15 protein-coding genes are annotated in these 16,009 nt (G+C 28.8%); all 15 read left to right on the forward strand.

Going from position 1 to position 16,009, the window contains the following annotated elements; all coding sequences use genetic code 11:
* Positions 1-12: 12 nt before the first annotated feature.
* The 15 genes from IC214_RS01140 (at position 13) to IC214_RS01210 (ending at position 15,995) form a co-directional block, all read left to right on the forward strand.
* Positions 13-552: a stage V sporulation T C-terminal domain-containing protein gene (locus IC214_RS01140; protein WP_227436300.1), complete on the forward strand. Its 540-nt coding sequence runs from the start codon at positions 13-15 to the stop codon at positions 550-552.
* 119 nt (positions 553-671) lie between these two features.
* Entirely contained in the window at positions 672-2,285 is a 1,614-nt protein-coding gene (locus IC214_RS01145) for a polysaccharide biosynthesis protein (protein ID WP_227436298.1), read from the forward strand.
* 106 nt (positions 2,286-2,391) lie between these two features.
* The gene (gene mazG / locus IC214_RS01150) at positions 2,392-3,840 is read left to right on the forward strand and encodes a nucleoside triphosphate pyrophosphohydrolase (RefSeq protein ID WP_227436296.1); all 1,449 of its coding nucleotides are present in this window, start codon (positions 2,392-2,394) and stop codon (positions 3,838-3,840) included.
* Between the two features lie 88 nt (positions 3,841-3,928).
* Positions 3,929-4,207, forward strand: a complete 279-nt coding sequence (locus IC214_RS01155) for an HU family DNA-binding protein (protein ID WP_227436295.1) — start codon at positions 3,929-3,931, stop codon at positions 4,205-4,207.
* A gap of 71 nt (positions 4,208-4,278) precedes the next feature.
* Entirely contained in the window at positions 4,279-4,521 is a 243-nt protein-coding gene (locus IC214_RS01160; protein ID WP_227436285.1) for an RNA-binding S4 domain-containing protein, read from the forward strand.
* A 61-nt stretch (positions 4,522-4,582) separates the two neighbouring features.
* On the forward strand, positions 4,583-4,837 hold the full coding sequence (locus IC214_RS01165; RefSeq protein WP_227866143.1) for a YabP/YqfC family sporulation protein: 255 nt from the start codon (positions 4,583-4,585) through the stop codon (positions 4,835-4,837).
* Entirely contained in the window at positions 4,838-5,368 is a 531-nt protein-coding gene (yabQ, locus tag IC214_RS01170; protein WP_227436283.1) for a spore cortex biosynthesis protein YabQ, read from the forward strand.
* 5 nt (positions 5,369-5,373) lie between these two features.
* On the forward strand, positions 5,374-5,658 hold the full coding sequence (locus tag IC214_RS01175) for an FtsB family cell division protein (RefSeq protein WP_227436281.1): 285 nt from the start codon (positions 5,374-5,376) through the stop codon (positions 5,656-5,658).
* Positions 5,659-5,770: 112 nt separating this feature from the next.
* A complete protein-coding gene (locus IC214_RS01180; protein WP_227436279.1) occupies positions 5,771-6,691 on the forward strand; it encodes a Ppx/GppA phosphatase family protein in 921 nt (306 codons plus the stop codon).
* Positions 6,692-6,780: 89 nt separating this feature from the next.
* Positions 6,781-9,153: a stage II sporulation protein E gene (spoIIE, locus tag IC214_RS01185; RefSeq protein ID WP_227436277.1), complete on the forward strand. Its 2,373-nt coding sequence runs from the start codon at positions 6,781-6,783 to the stop codon at positions 9,151-9,153.
* A gap of 350 nt (positions 9,154-9,503) precedes the next feature.
* A complete protein-coding gene (gene pepF / locus IC214_RS01190; protein ID WP_227436275.1) occupies positions 9,504-11,393 on the forward strand; it encodes an oligoendopeptidase F in 1,890 nt (629 codons plus the stop codon).
* 117 nt (positions 11,394-11,510) lie between these two features.
* A complete protein-coding gene (gene galU, locus IC214_RS01195; RefSeq protein ID WP_227436274.1) occupies positions 11,511-12,476 on the forward strand; it encodes a UTP--glucose-1-phosphate uridylyltransferase GalU in 966 nt (321 codons plus the stop codon).
* A 509-nt stretch (positions 12,477-12,985) separates the two neighbouring features.
* A complete protein-coding gene (gene rho / locus IC214_RS01200; protein WP_227436272.1) occupies positions 12,986-14,605 on the forward strand; it encodes a transcription termination factor Rho in 1,620 nt (539 codons plus the stop codon).
* A gap of 151 nt (positions 14,606-14,756) precedes the next feature.
* Positions 14,757-14,957: a 50S ribosomal protein L31 gene (gene rpmE / locus IC214_RS01205; RefSeq protein WP_003421397.1), complete on the forward strand. Its 201-nt coding sequence runs from the start codon at positions 14,757-14,759 to the stop codon at positions 14,955-14,957.
* Positions 14,958-15,101: 144 nt separating this feature from the next.
* Entirely contained in the window at positions 15,102-15,995 is an 894-nt protein-coding gene (locus IC214_RS01210; protein WP_227436270.1) for a DUF1385 domain-containing protein, read from the forward strand.
* Positions 15,996-16,009: the final 14 nt, after the last annotated feature.

The raw sequence follows: 16,009 nt of genomic DNA on the forward strand, positions 1-16,009 counted from the left end.
GGATTAAAAAATATGAAAGCAACAGGTATAGTTAGAAGAATAGATGATCTTGGAAGGGTAGTTATCCCAAAGGAGATAAGAAAGACATTAAGAATTAGAGAAGGAGATCCTTTAGAGATATTCACAGCAAAAGATGGAGAAGTCATACTTAAAAAATACTCTCCAATAGGAGAATTAAATGAATTCTCTCAGGAATATGCTGAAACATTAGCAGAAGTACTAGGATATGGTGTATTAATAACAGATTTAGATTCTATAATAGCTGTATCTAAACTTCCTAAAAAAGATTATAAAGAAAAAAGTATAAGTGATGAGTTAGAAGCAATAATAAGTGAAAGAACAGTAAAATACTCAAAAGATAAAAATATTTTACCTTTATTTAAAGAAGACCAAAAGGAATATATTAGTCAAGTTATTATGCCTATAATTAGTGCATCTGGTGACTGTATAGGTTCGATTGTAGTTGTTTCAAAAGATAAAGATACAATTGCAGAAAGTGAAGAAAAATCTTTAAAAATAGCTGCTAACTTTTTAGGAAAACAAGTTCAATAATTTTATCATAAAGACCTTTTACGTGAAGGTCTTTTGAAGTTTTTGTTTAAAATATTGAATATAGCATTAAAAATATGGTATATTAAAGTTTGTTATATAAACAGTATGGAGGTTATGTTATGAACAATAACAAAAACAAAGACTCCTTTTTAAAAGGAGCCCTTATACTTGGGCTAGCAGGTGTAATTGTAAAAATAATGGGTGGATTTTTTAGAATTCCCCTTGGAAACATGATTGGTTCAGAAGGAATGGGATACTATCAGGCTGCTTATCCTGTGTACACTCTATTTTTAACATTAGCTACTGCTGGATTCCCAACAGCTGTGGCAAAGTTGGTTTCGGAAAAAGTTGCCATTGGAAATTATAAAGGTGCAAATAAGATATTTAAAGTATCACATACAGTTTTATTTATAACTGGTATAATATCATTTTGTATATTGTTTTTTGGAGCCGACTACATAGTAACAAACATAATGAAAAATCCTGGTGCATTGTACTCTATGAAAGCTATTGCTCCAGCTTTATTATTTGTTCCAGCAATGTCAGCATATAGAGGATATTTCCAAGGTAGACAAGACATGACTAAGATTGCTGTGTCTCAAGTTGCAGAGCAATTTTTTAGAGTTGTATTAGGTCTTACTTTGGCTTACCTACTTATGAAAAGCTTTGGGCAAACTTTAGGAGCAGCGGGTGCTATATCAGGAGCTACAATAGGTTCAGTAGCATCTATGGTTTATCTGATGTTTGCTTATATGTTAGGAAGAAGAGAACGTAGAGCTGAGATAGATGCGAGTCAAAGGTTTAAGGATGAACAAGTTTCTTATATCTTTAAAAAGCTTTTAACAGTTGCTATTCCGATAACAATAGGTGCATCAGTAATGCCACTTGTAAATATGATAGATAATGTTATTGTAATAAGAAGACTTATGGAAGCAGGCTTTACATATAAAGTAGCAAATTCAATGTTTGGTCAATTGACAGGTATGGCAATGGCAACAATAAATTTACCAGCCGTTATAACAACTGCAATGAGTATGAGCTTAGTTCCAGCTATTTCTAAAGCATATGCATTAGGTAATAAATCAAAGGCTAGAAAAGATACTAAAAGTGCTGTTAAGGTGACTTTACTTATAGTATTACCTTGTGCGTTTGGTATGGCATCATTAGCGATACCAATAATGGGTCTTTTATTTCCACATGAGCCATCATCTGTAGGAACTATCTTGTTTACTCTTACTCCATGTGTACTGTTCTTAGGATTAATACAAACATTGACTGGTATAATTCAAGGAATGGGAAAACCAATAGTTCCTGTAATTGCTTTATGTGTGGGTATGTTATGTAAGATTGTTATAAGTTATACATTGACAGGTATTCCAGATATTAATGTATTAGGTTCAGCTTTTGGAACAGTTACAGCATACTTTGTGGCAGCTATGATTAACTTATTATATGTTAAGAAATATATGAATGTAAAATTTCCTAAGAAGGAATTTATAATAAAACCATTTATAACAGTTATGACAATGTTTATAATGGTTAAATTGAGTTATGGTGCTTTAGTTGGATTATTGGGTAATAGTATATCTACAATAATCGCAATAGGTGTTGGTGGTATTGTATATGTAGTAGTTATACTTGGAATAGGCGGAATTAAAAAAGAAGAGATACTAACTATGCCAAAAGGTGATAAATTATATAAATTGTTAAAAAAAGTTAAACTTATAAGATAATATAGGAATATATATGCAAATAAAGGAAATACTATACAAATAGTAAAGCTCCTTATTTGTATAACAATACAAAAATAAAGTGAAATTTGCTAATGGGAGTGATGTTATGGGTAAGATAAGTATTGTAGGGCTTGGACCAGGAGACTATTCTCTTATAAGTCAAGGTGTACTGGAATCTTTAAAAAATAGCCCTAGAGTCTTTTTTAGAACAGAGAAACATCCGATAATTGATAAGCTTAAAGAAACTATACAATACACTTCTTTAGATTACTTTTATGAAAATGAGGAAAACTTTGAGAGTGTTTACTTAAAAATATCTGAATTTATTATAGAAGAATCTACAAAAGGTGACTTAGTATATGCGGTTCCTGGTCATCCAAGGGTCGCAGAAAAGACTGTAAGTATAATAGAGAGACTTGCCAATGAAAAGCACATAAAAGTGGAGATAGTACCTTCTATGAGCTTTGTAGACGCTATGTTTAACTATTTAGCTATAGACCCATCTGATGGATTTAAATTGATAGATGCTTTTGAGATAGAAAACTCATATATAGATTTAGATACAAGTATGATAATAACTCAAGTGTATGATAAATTTATAGCATCAAATGTAAAGTTAAAACTTATGGAATATTATGATTATAATCAAGAAATATGTATAGTAAATGGAGCAGGTGTCAAAGATTTAGAAAGTAAAAAGTTTATAAAATTATGTGAATTAGACAGAAATGAAAACTTTTTTGACTATTTAACTAGCTTATATATACCCAAAAGTTCTAAAAAGATGTATAATACAGTACATGACTTAGAAATAATAGTTAATACATTAAGAAGCCCATCTGGATGTGAATGGGATAAAAAACAAACACATCAATCATTAAAAAATTCTGTTATAGAGGAAGCATATGAACTTTGTAATGCAATTGATAATAATGATATAGATGAAATGGTAGAAGAGCTAGGAGACGTTCTTTTACAAGTTATATTCCATTGTCAGATAGGTAATGAGGAGGGCTACTTCGATTTAAAAGAAGTGGTAAATGGTATATGCAAAAAATTAATTCATAGACATCCTCATATATTTAATGGTGTAAAATTAGATATGTCTAAGTTTGAAAAAACTTGGGAAGAGTTAAAGAAAGAAGAAAAAGGCGAAAGCACTGTAACAGATGGCCTTAGAAGAATACCAAAACATTTACCAGCTCTTATGAAGGCTAGTAAAGTTCAACATAAAGCAGCTCTTGTTGGCTTTGATTGGGACAATGTAGAAGATGTATTTAAAAAAATTGAAGAAGAATATCAGGAATTACTTGACGAACACAGGGTCGGGAATATAAAATACATAAAGGAAGAACTAGGCGATTTATTATTTTCGATAGTAAATCTAGCTAGATTTTTAGACATAGACTCAGGAGAAGCCTTGAACTGTACTACAGATAAATTCATAAATAGATTTGAGTTTGTAGAAAAAAGTGCAATGAATTTAAATAGGAAATTAGAAGACATGACACTTGAAGAGATGGATGAATTTTGGAATCAGGCTAAAAAACAATAAAATTGTGGAAGGAAATTTGTCAAAAATCTAGAACTTTTATCAGAAAGATAGGAGTCTATATTATAAACATTTTTAGGAGGTAAATATCGTGAATAAAGCTGAATTAGTATCAAAGATGGCAGAAAAAAGTGGATTAACAAAGAAGGAAGCAGAGGCTGCGTTAAACGCATTTATGAGTTCTGTTCAAGATGCACTAGTAAATAATGAAAAAGTTCAATTAGTTGGATTTGGAACATTTGAGACAAGAGAAAGAGCTGCTAGACAAGGAAGAAATCCAAGAGATCCAGAGCAAATTATAGATATACCAGCTTCTAAAGCACCAGTTTTCAAAGCTGGAAAAGGATTAAAGGATACAATAAATGGATAATTAGAAATCTTGTGAAAAAGTGTGGATAAATTTACCACACTTTTTCTATAGAGCTAAGGAAGGTGATAATTATGAGATTAGATAAGTTTTTAAAAGTATCTAGGATTATAAAGAGAAGAACTGTTGCTAAAGATGCATGTGATAAAGGAATTGTCACTATAAATGGAAAAGTCGCTAAATCTTCTTCAGAAGTGAATATTGGAGATACATTAGAAATACAATTTGGAGAGAAGAAGATGAAGTTTAAGATAAATGAAGTAAGAGAGCATGTATTAAAAAATGATGCGAAAGAAATGTACGAAATTTTAGAATAAAATTAATAGTCCTCTAGTATATTAATAGTAGTATTAGTGAAATATTTACTGGGGGGATATTATGGAACAGAACATAACTTTGAAAGATAGATCAAAGCTGGTTATTTCAGGAGTTGAGCACATATATTCTTTTAATGATAAAAGAGTAGAGCTTAAAACTTCTGTTGGTGAGATGATAATTGAAGGCGAAAACCTAGATATGAGCAAGCTAAGTATAGACGAAAATATAATTAGCATAGATGGAACTATAAATTCTATGGTATATGCAAAGCCTAAAAAGCCACAAGAAAGTTTTTTGAAAAAGGTATTTAGATAGATGATACCTTTTACTCAAGATGTAAGTATTTTCTACGCTACTATTTATGGTGGAATACTCATAGGAGTGTTGTTTGATTTTTATAGAAGCCTGAGAGGGAGTTTTAAATTCATCAATTATTTTGCAATAATTTTTGATGTATTATTTTGGTTTCTAGCAACCATTATAATATTTATAACAATAAACCTTACAGAGTTTTTTAATTTAAGATATTACCATTTTGTGGCTTTGTTTATTGGTTTTATTTTATACTATAACACCATAAGTAAAATTGTTTTATCAATTATCAATAAAATAATTCGTTTTGTGAGGAATTCTTTTAAAAAAGTTACATACTACATAGTCAGTTTTTTAAACAATTTGTATTACGTTATAATCTATTCACTACACCTACTATTTGATATTATATTTTATATACCAAATATATTTATAGCAACAAAAAAAAGTATAAAGAGAAAATCAAATAAAAAATCAAAAAACAAGAAAAAATCAAAATCTAAGAAAAAAACTAAAACTAAAAAAAGGGTGTAGGAAAAATGAACTTAAGAAAAAAATTTTCAGGACAAATTATTGTTATCAGTTTATTTTTAGGAATATCAATTTTTAGTATAATGACAGGATTTGTATTTGAGTACGAAAAAGCTAAAGAATATAAAACAGAAATAGCAAGTCTAAATAAACAATTAAAAAAGACTGAAATACAAATAAACAGCTTAAAGAAAGATGAAAAATCATATGAAGGAGACTTAGAAGAAATAGCTAGAAAAAGGTTAAACATGGTAAAGCCTAATGAAACCGTTTATGTAGATATAAATCGTTGATTAAAAGTTGCCAATAAGTCTACGAGTATTGATTTTAAAATTTAAGATTGAATAAAAAAGTCATTCAGTTTAAGGATGACTTTTTTATTTTGATTTAAGGAGGAATTTTATAATGAAAATAGGAGCTATTGATATTGGAACAAACTCAATGAGATTGTTGATAGTAGATTATGTGGATGGAAAACTTATAAATAGAAAAAAATTTGTTAACACAACTAGAATTGGGCAAGGTGTAGATAGCAAGGGATATATAAAGGAAGATGCGATTCAAAGAAATATAGAAGCATTAAAAGAATTCTCTGACAAGTGTAATGATGAAAAATGTGAAAATATTTATTGTATGGGGACATCTGCTCTTAGAGATAGTAAAAATGGAGATTATTTTGTTAAACTAGCAAAAGAAGAGGCTGGTATTGATGTTGACATAGTTACAGGTATAGAAGAATCAAATTTGGGCTTTAAAGGTGTTTTAGAAGGCATACAAGAAGAGAATGATATTATTGTTATAGATATTGGAGGAGGCTCAACAGAATTTATTATAGGTGATTCAGATGGAATTAAATTTAATAAAAGTGAAAATGTAGGAGCTCTTAGAATGACAGAAAAATTTTTAAAACACGATATCATTGAAAATGAAGAGTTTGAAGCTATGAGTTCATTTATATATAACGAAATCAGTGAGACTTTAAATTACATAAAAGAAAAGGGATTAAAAACTCTTATAGGTATAGGAGGTACAATCACATCATTGTCAGCAATGAATCAAGAATTAGAAATTTACTCTATGGAAAAAATACATAATAGTAAGATATGCAAAAAAGAAATAGAAGAAATTCTACAAAAATTAATAAAGATGACATTAAGTGATAAAAAGAACTTAAAAGGGCTACAAGAAAAACGTGCGGATATTATAACTGCTGGTGTAAAAATATTGAATATAATAATGGAAAAATTAGAAATAGAAGAAATAACCGTAAGTGAATACGATAATTTGGAAGGCTTAATATGTCAAAAGTCAAAAAAAATGTATTAATATTTTTTGATATTTGGAACCGATTATGACAAAAAAAATTACTCCTCTTTGTTACAATTCTTAATATAAACAAAAGAGGAGGTTTTTTTATGCAAAGAAGTGTAGCAGTTGTAAAGAACAAAACTGTAAAACCAAATGTCATAAAATTAATAAGCGGATATATTGATTTTACTACAGTGTCATTCGCTGTAATGGGATTTTTACTTAGTAGGTCTATCATAGTAGACTCTGTAGCTCCTTTAGGGATTGCCTTTTTTATATGTGCATCAAAGATTGATAAGTACAAGATACCTGTATTTATATCAGCATTAATAGGGATATTGTTATCATTCAATGATTTTGGAAATGTAGCAAAATATGCTGTGTGCCTTACAATATTTATGGCATTAAATAAGAAACTAAAACTATTAGATTCAATTGCCAAAGTGGCGCTTATAGGTTCAATGGTATTACTTCCAATTTCCATGGGACAAGCGTTCTTTTCTGATAGGTGTGTGTATAATCTGCTTGTTGCAGGTGTAGAAGCAATAATAATGTTTATATCTATATATGTATTTTCTTATGGTATAGGTTTAATGGCCAATGTAAACAATAGGATGTCTGTACGGACAGAAGAAGCCATATCAATAAGTTTACTGCTAACCTTTAGTATAATGGGGATAGGAGATATATCTTTATTTGGAATATCGATAAGGACCATTTTGTCAACGGTATTGATATTACTGACCTCAATAGTAGGTGGAGCTACCATGGGAGCATCTAGTGGTGTAATTATTGGAGTGGCATCTATTTTAAATAATATGACATCAGCTATTTATATGGGTATATATTCTTTTTCAGGATTAATAAGTGGTGCATTTAATAAAATAAATAAATATTTCTGTATATTAGGATATATTCTAAGTTGGACAATAATATACCTATATACTTCTGGTATTACTTCAAATATGATGCAACTAAGAGATATATTGTTAGGATGCTTGATAGTGATTGTGTTGCCTGAAAGGTTATTCAATAAGATTGAAAAATTAATAAAAAGTAATGTAGCTTCAAATGAAATTGTATACGATTATATTATGAGAAGCAAAAACTTAACGAATAGCCGATTAAACAGTATCTATAAAACCTATGATGACCTTGCAGATACATTTGACAAGATAAGAGAAAAGGATAAGGTTTTAGACCAAAGAGACATAGCTAATGTAATAGATATGATTCATAATGATGAATGTAAAAGTTGTAGTATGAGAAGAATGTGTTGGGAATCAAGATTTAATCATACATACACTATGATATATAATATTCTTGAAAAAATTGAAGAGAAAGGAGAATTAAGTGTAAACGATATACCTAAAAACTTTAGAAAGGAATGTATGAAGCCAGAGTCAATAGTGAAAATATCAAATCACTATTATAAAATGTTTGTATTAGATTATGATTGGAGTGTGAAGTTTTCAGAAAGTAGAAAATTAATAGCAAATCAGATAAGGAGTATTTCAAAATCAATTAAATCGCTGTCTCAGGATTTAGAGGGCGATATAATGTTAGATATAGAAAAAGAAAAAAATATATATGAACAATTAGAGAGATATGATATAACTGTTGATAAAGTAAGTTACTTAACAAAGAGTAACAGCGAGTTTGAAATATCAATAGAAAAGAAAACTTGCAATGATGGTTGCATGTGTGAAAATAAAATTGTAGATATAATTTCAGACCTAGTAGGAGAGAATATGTCTGTTAGAAAAATAGGATGTCACTGTTTAGGAGGTAAATGTAAAGCAACATTTGTTAAGTCTCAAAAATATAAGGCTGTTACAGAAGTTTCAGCAATGTCAAGGGATGGACATATCCTTTGTGGAGATAACTACACATATATGGAGATAAATGATGGCAAATATATGATGGCTATAAGCGATGGTATGGGAAAAGGTAAAAAAGCTTATGAAGAGTCTTCTGCTACTATTGATATACTAGAAAAAATGATAGATGCAAAGATTAAAGATGAAATAGTTATAGATACTATAAATAATATGTTGTTATTAAAGTCTTCAGAAGAAATGTTTTCAACTCTCGACTTAGGTATTTTAGATTTAAAACGAGGGAGTTTAGAAACTATAAAGATGGGAGCATGTTCTACCTATATAAAAAGAGAGGATGGAGAAGTTGATTTAATATCATCATCATCTTTACCTGTGGGTATATTGTCAGATGTAAAGATTGATAGAAAAAATGTAAAAGTTAAGGAAGGGGACTATGTTATAATGGTTTCTGATGGAATTGTAGATGCAGGAAGAAATAACAATTTAGGTGATAATTGGTTAATATATTTCTTAAAAAACATAGAAACTACTAATCCAAAAGAAATTTCAAATTTAATATTAGATAGAGCATTGGAGTTACAAGCGTTACAAATCGAAGATGACATGACTGTTCTAGTTACAAAAATATGTACAAAATAAACTTTATAAATTTCTGTGTATAATATGTGGATAACTTGTGTATAATGTGTTAATAGACTTTTGAAAAAAGTAAAGTTATTAACAAAAAAAACGTATAAATCAACAAAATTTGTTGATAAGTATGGCATAAATGTTAATAAAATGTAAAAAAAGAAAAAACAAAAGCTATTATCAAAAGAGATTCATGTTGAAATAACTAAATTTCTAAGCAAGTAAAGCCTGTGAATATGTTGATTATTATGTGGATAACTATTAATTCGATATTTATTTATATAGTATGAATAATTGAATAATATATCTAAAAAAAGCCATCCTATTATTAAGTAAACTTATTGAAAGGATGGCTTTTTATGAATAGGAAATTGTGCAAAGCAATAATACCTTTATTTATCTCTATTTTTTGCATGTTAATAATAAGTATAAAAGCTGACCAAGGATATCAAAAAAATAATGATAGAGCAATTACTGTCATGAATAATGATACTGAAGATGATGCTGAAAAAAAACAAGAAATAGATTATGAAAAAACATGTTGGAATTTACAGTCTCTATTTAAAAGTGATGACCAATGGAAAAAAGAACTTAAGAGTTTTAATAAAGATACAAAAGAACTTAAAAATTACATAGGTAAAGTTACAAAGTCACCAACGCATTTGTCTTTTGCGTTAGATATCAAAGAGAAACTTGATATAAGATTAAATAAACTTTCTGCTTATGTAAAATTAAAACAAGATACTAATAAAAATTCATATAAATATTTAGATATGAGTGATAGTATGGGTAAATCTTATGGAGACTATATGGGGATTTGCTCAGATTTAGAGTTAGAGATATTAAAATTATCAAATAGAGATTATAAGAAGATTATTTCAAATAAAAATATAAATAGAAAATATGGTGTGTATTTAAGAGATATAAGAAGAAATAAAGTACATTATTTGGACGATAAATCAGAAGATATTCTAAGTAAAGTGTCTTCAATAAGTAGTCTTCCAAGTCAAGTGTATGAGTTATTTAGAAATATGGATAGAAAAACTAATTTGACACCAGCTCAATATGCAAGTGAACTGGAATCGCCAGATAGAGAAAATAGAAAAAAAGCTTATCAAGATGAACTCATTACTTATAATGATAATATAAATACAATTGCGGGCTTGATTACTGGCCAAGTTAAAAAGAATATATTTTATTCTCAAGAAAGAGGTTATGAGTCGTCTTTAGAAATGTATTTAGAATCTGATAATGTAGATGAAAAAGTATACAATAATTTAATAAGAACTGTAAACAGTAATATGGATAGTTTACACAAATATATAGATTTAAGAAAAAAAGTCTTAAAGTTGGATAAGGTTCATTCATATGATATGTCTGTACCTATAGTTAAGGCTGTTGATAGTAATATTAACTATGAAAAAGCTCAGAGTATAGTATATTCAGCATTATCACCTTTGGGAAAAGAATACAATGATGTAGTATACAAAGCGTTTAATGAAAAATGGATAGATGTTTATTCACATGAAAATAAAGTGAGTGGTGGATATTGCCTATCTGTCTATGAAAATCATCCATATATACTTTTAAATTATAATAATTCGCTAGGCTCAGTTTCAACTTTATCACATGAGTTAGGTCATGCTGTATATGAATATCTAAGTTCTAAGAACCAAAATTATTTTAATTCAAGTCCATCTATATTTACTCATGAAGTTGCGTCTACTACTAATGAGGCATTACTTTATGAGATGCTTATAAGAGAATCTAAAAGTAATGGTGAGAAAGCTTATTATATAACACAATATCTAGATTTAATAAAGGATACTCTTTATACACAAACTATGTATGCTGAATTTGAAAAAACTATACATGAATTAGTAGAAAAAGGAAAAAGTGTAAATGCATTAGTGTTAAATGATGTTTGGGGACAACTTCTCAAGAAGTATTATGGGCAAAACTATGAATTAGACCAATTATCTAAGGTCGGATGGGCAAGAATCCCACATTTTTATAATAGTTTTTATGTCTATAAATATGCTACAGGCTGTAGTGCAGGAGTCAGTTTCGCCCAAGATATACTAAAAAATGGCTCAGATAATTATATAAATTTTCTTAAAAAAGGAAGCTCAGATTATCCAATAGACTTATTAAAAGGAAGTGGGATAAATTTAACTAATACAAAACCTATAGAAAATACAATCAAAAAATTTGACAGCTTAGTAGCAGAACTTGAAAAGCTATTATAAAAGATTTATTATAATCCACATGGAAAATATATCGAATTAATGTTAAAATATACTAAAAGTTTAAAGTCCTATTTATAAATAGGGCTTTTTATCTATTAATTAGTGGGAGATGATTCTATGCAAGTTAAAGTTAAGAAAGCTGTAATACCAGCAGCAGGTTTAGGCACTAGATTTTTGCCAGCTACAAAGGCACAGCCAAAAGAAATGTTACCAATAGTTGATAAGCCAACACTACAATACATAATAGAAGAGGCTGTAGCTTCAGGAATAGAGGAAATATTAATAATAACAGGTAGAAATAAAAAATCTATTGAAGACCATTTTGATAAATCTGTAGAATTAGAACTTGACTTAGAAAAAAAAGGTAAAAAAGAGTTATTAGAAATAGTACAAAACATATCTAATATGATTAATATACATTATATAAGACAGAAAGAACCAAAAGGACTGGGAGATGCGATTTATTGTGCTAGACATTTTATAGGTGATGAGCCTTTTGCTGTAATGTTAGGAGATGACATTGTAGACAATGATGTACCTTGTTTAAAACAATTAACAGACGCATATGAAGAGTATAGAACTACAATATTAGGTGTGCAAAAAGTGAATCCAGAAGATACTAATAAATATGGTATAATAGAAGCTAAAAATATAGAGGGTAGGGTTTATAAAGTAAAAGATATGGTGGAAAAACCAGAATCAGGGAAGGCACCTTCAAATATAGCTATTTTAGGTAGGTATATAATAACTCCTGAGATATTTGACATCCTCAAGGATTTACCACCAGGCAAAGGTGGAGAAGTACAACTTACAGATGCTTTAAAAGTATTATCTAAAAAGGAAGCCATGTATGCATATAACTTTGAGGGTAAGAGATATGATGTAGGTGATAAATTAGGATTTTTAGAAGCGACTGTCGATTTTGCTCTAAAGAAAGAAGACCTTAAGGAAGATTTTATTAAATATCTAAGACATGTCTGTAATGAATTTGATAAAGATGACAATGTGTTATACAATAGTACAAATGAAGGAATAGATTCAGATAAGATTTGCGAGATTAAAGAACTCGAAGTTCAAAAATAATTAGGAAAGGTGATGTAGTGTGGCAAAATCAAGTCAAAAAAAGATTAATAGAATAATAGCTGTTGGGATTGTAGGTGTTCTTGTATTAACAAGTATAACAGCTGTTTTAAGCATGATTGCAACTATGTTGTAGAAATAAATAACTACTGTAGTATACATAAATATAAAAACCATATATAACTTGATGTAGTTAAAAATTTACAGAATTCTAGTTATGTATGGTTTTTAGAATTTATAAAGATAAAAAATAATTTTTATAATAGTTGCATATTTTAAGGGAAAATATTATTATAAGATATAAATATAGTGATAAATTTATAAAAACGTGCTAAGATTGGACTTGAGATATAATAAATAAATGGATAATATGGATAATAATGTTTTAAATTTTATTTATTGACCATAATGTATAAATAGTGATATTATTAGACTTAACTGTTTGAATAAAACTTTTCTTTTTCATGCCTTCAATTTCCAAAAAAAAAGTATGTATATAAATGAATATATAGATGAGGAGGATTTTTTTGATTTTAGATGATAAAGTATTAGAAGGATTGGGTAGTAAAACATTAGTTGAACTACGAGAAATAGCAAAAGAATTAAAAATAAAATCAATTACTACATATAAGAAAAATGAGCTAATTGAGATTATAAATTCTAAGAGCAAGAACGAAGTAAAAACAAGTGATATTAAAGTGAGTGAAGAAATTAAAGATAAAAATGAAAATATAAAAGAAGACATAAAAAATAGAAAAGAAAATATAGAGAGCGAAAGCATAGAAAAAGAAGTTGAATATAAGAGCCCTGCCAAATCATATAACAAAAAAGATATGGATAATCAAAATATTTCCCAAAGCCAAGATAACAGAAACCAAAAAAATGATTATAATAAGACATCAAATACAAATGATTACAATAAGGCGTCAAATACATGTAATAGAATGGTCAGAAATAATAATAAAAACTATTATATGCCTAAACAAGTTGATGAATCTAAGATAGTAGATGAATTTAACACATCAAAGGAAGATGAAGTGGTCGGTGTACTTGAGATTTTACCAGATGGATTTGGTTTTTTAAGAGGCTCAAATTATTTATCTACTGAAGGCGATGTATATGTTTCGCCATCTCAAATAAGAAGATTTAATATGAAAACAGGAGATAAGATTAAGGGTATAACTAGACATCCAAAAAGTGGAGAAAAGTTTAGAGCACTTTTATATGTTCAAAAGATAAATGATGAAAATCCTGATACAGCTATACAAAGAAATGCATTTGAGACATTGACACCAATATTTCCAGAAGAACGACTTACACTGGAAACAAATAGAAATGAGATAGCCACAAGAATTATAGATTTAATTTCTCCTATAGGTAAAGGACAAAGAGGATTGATAGTCGCACCTCCAAAAGCTGGGAAAACAGTTCTTTTAAAAAGTGTCGCAAACAGTATAGCTAAAAACCATCCAAATGTTGAACTTATAGTACTTCTTATAGATGAAAGACCAGAGGAAGTTACTGATATGAAGGAATCTATTGAAGGAGATGTTATATATTCTACTTTTGACCAAGTATCAAGTCATCATGTTAAGGTTGCAGAAATGGTATTAAATAGAGCTCAAAGACTAGTTGAACACGGTAAAGATGTAGTAATATTACTAGACAGTATAACTAGACTTGCAAGAGCATATAACCTTACAATATCTCCTACAGGTAGAACTTTATCTGGAGGTATTGACCCTGGGGCACTTCATGGACCTAAAAAATTCTTTGGAGCTGCTAGAAATATAAGACAAGGTGGTTCCCTGACAATACTAGGAACAGCATTAGTTGAAACTGGTTCTAGAATGGATGATGTAATTTTCGAGGAATTTAAAGGTACAGGAAATATGGAATTACATTTAGATAGAAAATTAGCTGAAAAAAGGATATTCCCTGCAATTGATATTTATAAGTCTGGGACAAGAAGAGATGACCTATTGCTTGATGATGAAGAAAAAACAGCTCTTTGGAGATTAAGAAGAGAAATGAGTAATAATTCAGTGATGGAAATCACAGATAAAGTCATTGAACTTATAAAAAGAACCAAAGACAATAAAGAATTTGTAAAATCGATAAAGAGTTTGTAAAATCAAGGAATAATTGTAAAAATAGATTATATAAAGTAATAGAAAAATCACTTGAATGGCATAATAAGTTATGCTATAATAATGTAGTTGATAATGTAAAAAGAAAGTTAATATAATTAATTTTTTTAAATAAAGAGAAGAGGTGACTATAATGCAAAAGGAAATACAACCAAAATATAATCCAGTTGAAGTGCGTTGTGCTTGTGGGAACACATTTGTTGCTGGTTCAACTAAGGACGAAATAAAAGTTGAAATATGTTCAGAGTGCCATCCATTCTATACAGGAAAACAAAAGAACATAGAAAAAGGTGGAAGAATCGACAAATTCAAAAAAAGATTCAAAATGGACTAATTTTTATAAAAGTGGAGTTGGAGGAAGCCAACTCCTATTTTATTACAAAAAAAGGTTCATATTCTACTTTAAATTGTCTTTTTGTATTATAATAATAAATATGTTAAATTAAGTATTTAAAATGCAATTGAATGAGGTGAGTGGATGGGAAAGCAATCTGTAGGTGGTCAAGCTGTTATTGAAGGCGTAATGATGCAATCAAAAGATAAAAGAGCTGTAGCTGTTAGAAAAAGTGACGGAGAAATAGCCTTAAAAGAAGATAGAATAAAAAGTTGGGTAAGAGATAAGAATATAGACAAGATACCTTTTATTAGAGGTTCTTTTGTTATGATAGATACAATGATTCAAGGAATAAAGAGCTTGAACTTTTCTTCAGAGTTTTTTATGGAAGAAGCTGAAGAGGACAAATTTGACTTATTTATGAAGAAGATTTTTAAAGATAAGGCAAATGATATACTTATAGTATTTTCCTTGGTTATAGCCATGATACTTTCAGCTGGTTTATTTATTTTTATACCTACACTAGTAGGAGGGGCTTTTTCTAAGGTAATACCTAGTGATTTTATGCTCAATTTAATAGAAGGTATTATAAGGATAGTTATATTATTTGCATATATAGTATTGATTTCTAGAAGTAAGGATATAGAAAGAGTATTTCAATATCATGGCGCAGAGCATAAATCCATATATTGTTATGAAAATAATTTGGAACTTACAGTAGAAAACGCTAGAAAATTTAAAAGACTTCACCCTAGATGTGGTACAAATTTTTTGTTTATAGTTATGGCTGTATCAATAATACTATTTGCATTTTTTGGTTGGCCAAATCCAATACTTAGGATATTTATGAGAATCATATGCGTTCCTATAGTAGCAGGATTATCTTATGAAGTAATTAGAATTCTTGGAAAATACGACAATGGATTTACTAAGATTATTGCATATCCAGGTATGATGTTGCAATACTTTACGACTAAAGAGCCTGATGATGAGCAGTTAGAAGTAGCTTTAGAAGCATTAAAGGCAGTAGTAGATTAAAGAAAAGGGTATTT

The sequence above is a fragment of the Clostridioides sp. ES-S-0190-01 genome (genome assembly GCF_020658275.1).
Classification (GTDB): domain Bacteria; phylum Bacillota; class Clostridia; order Peptostreptococcales; family Peptostreptococcaceae; genus Clostridioides.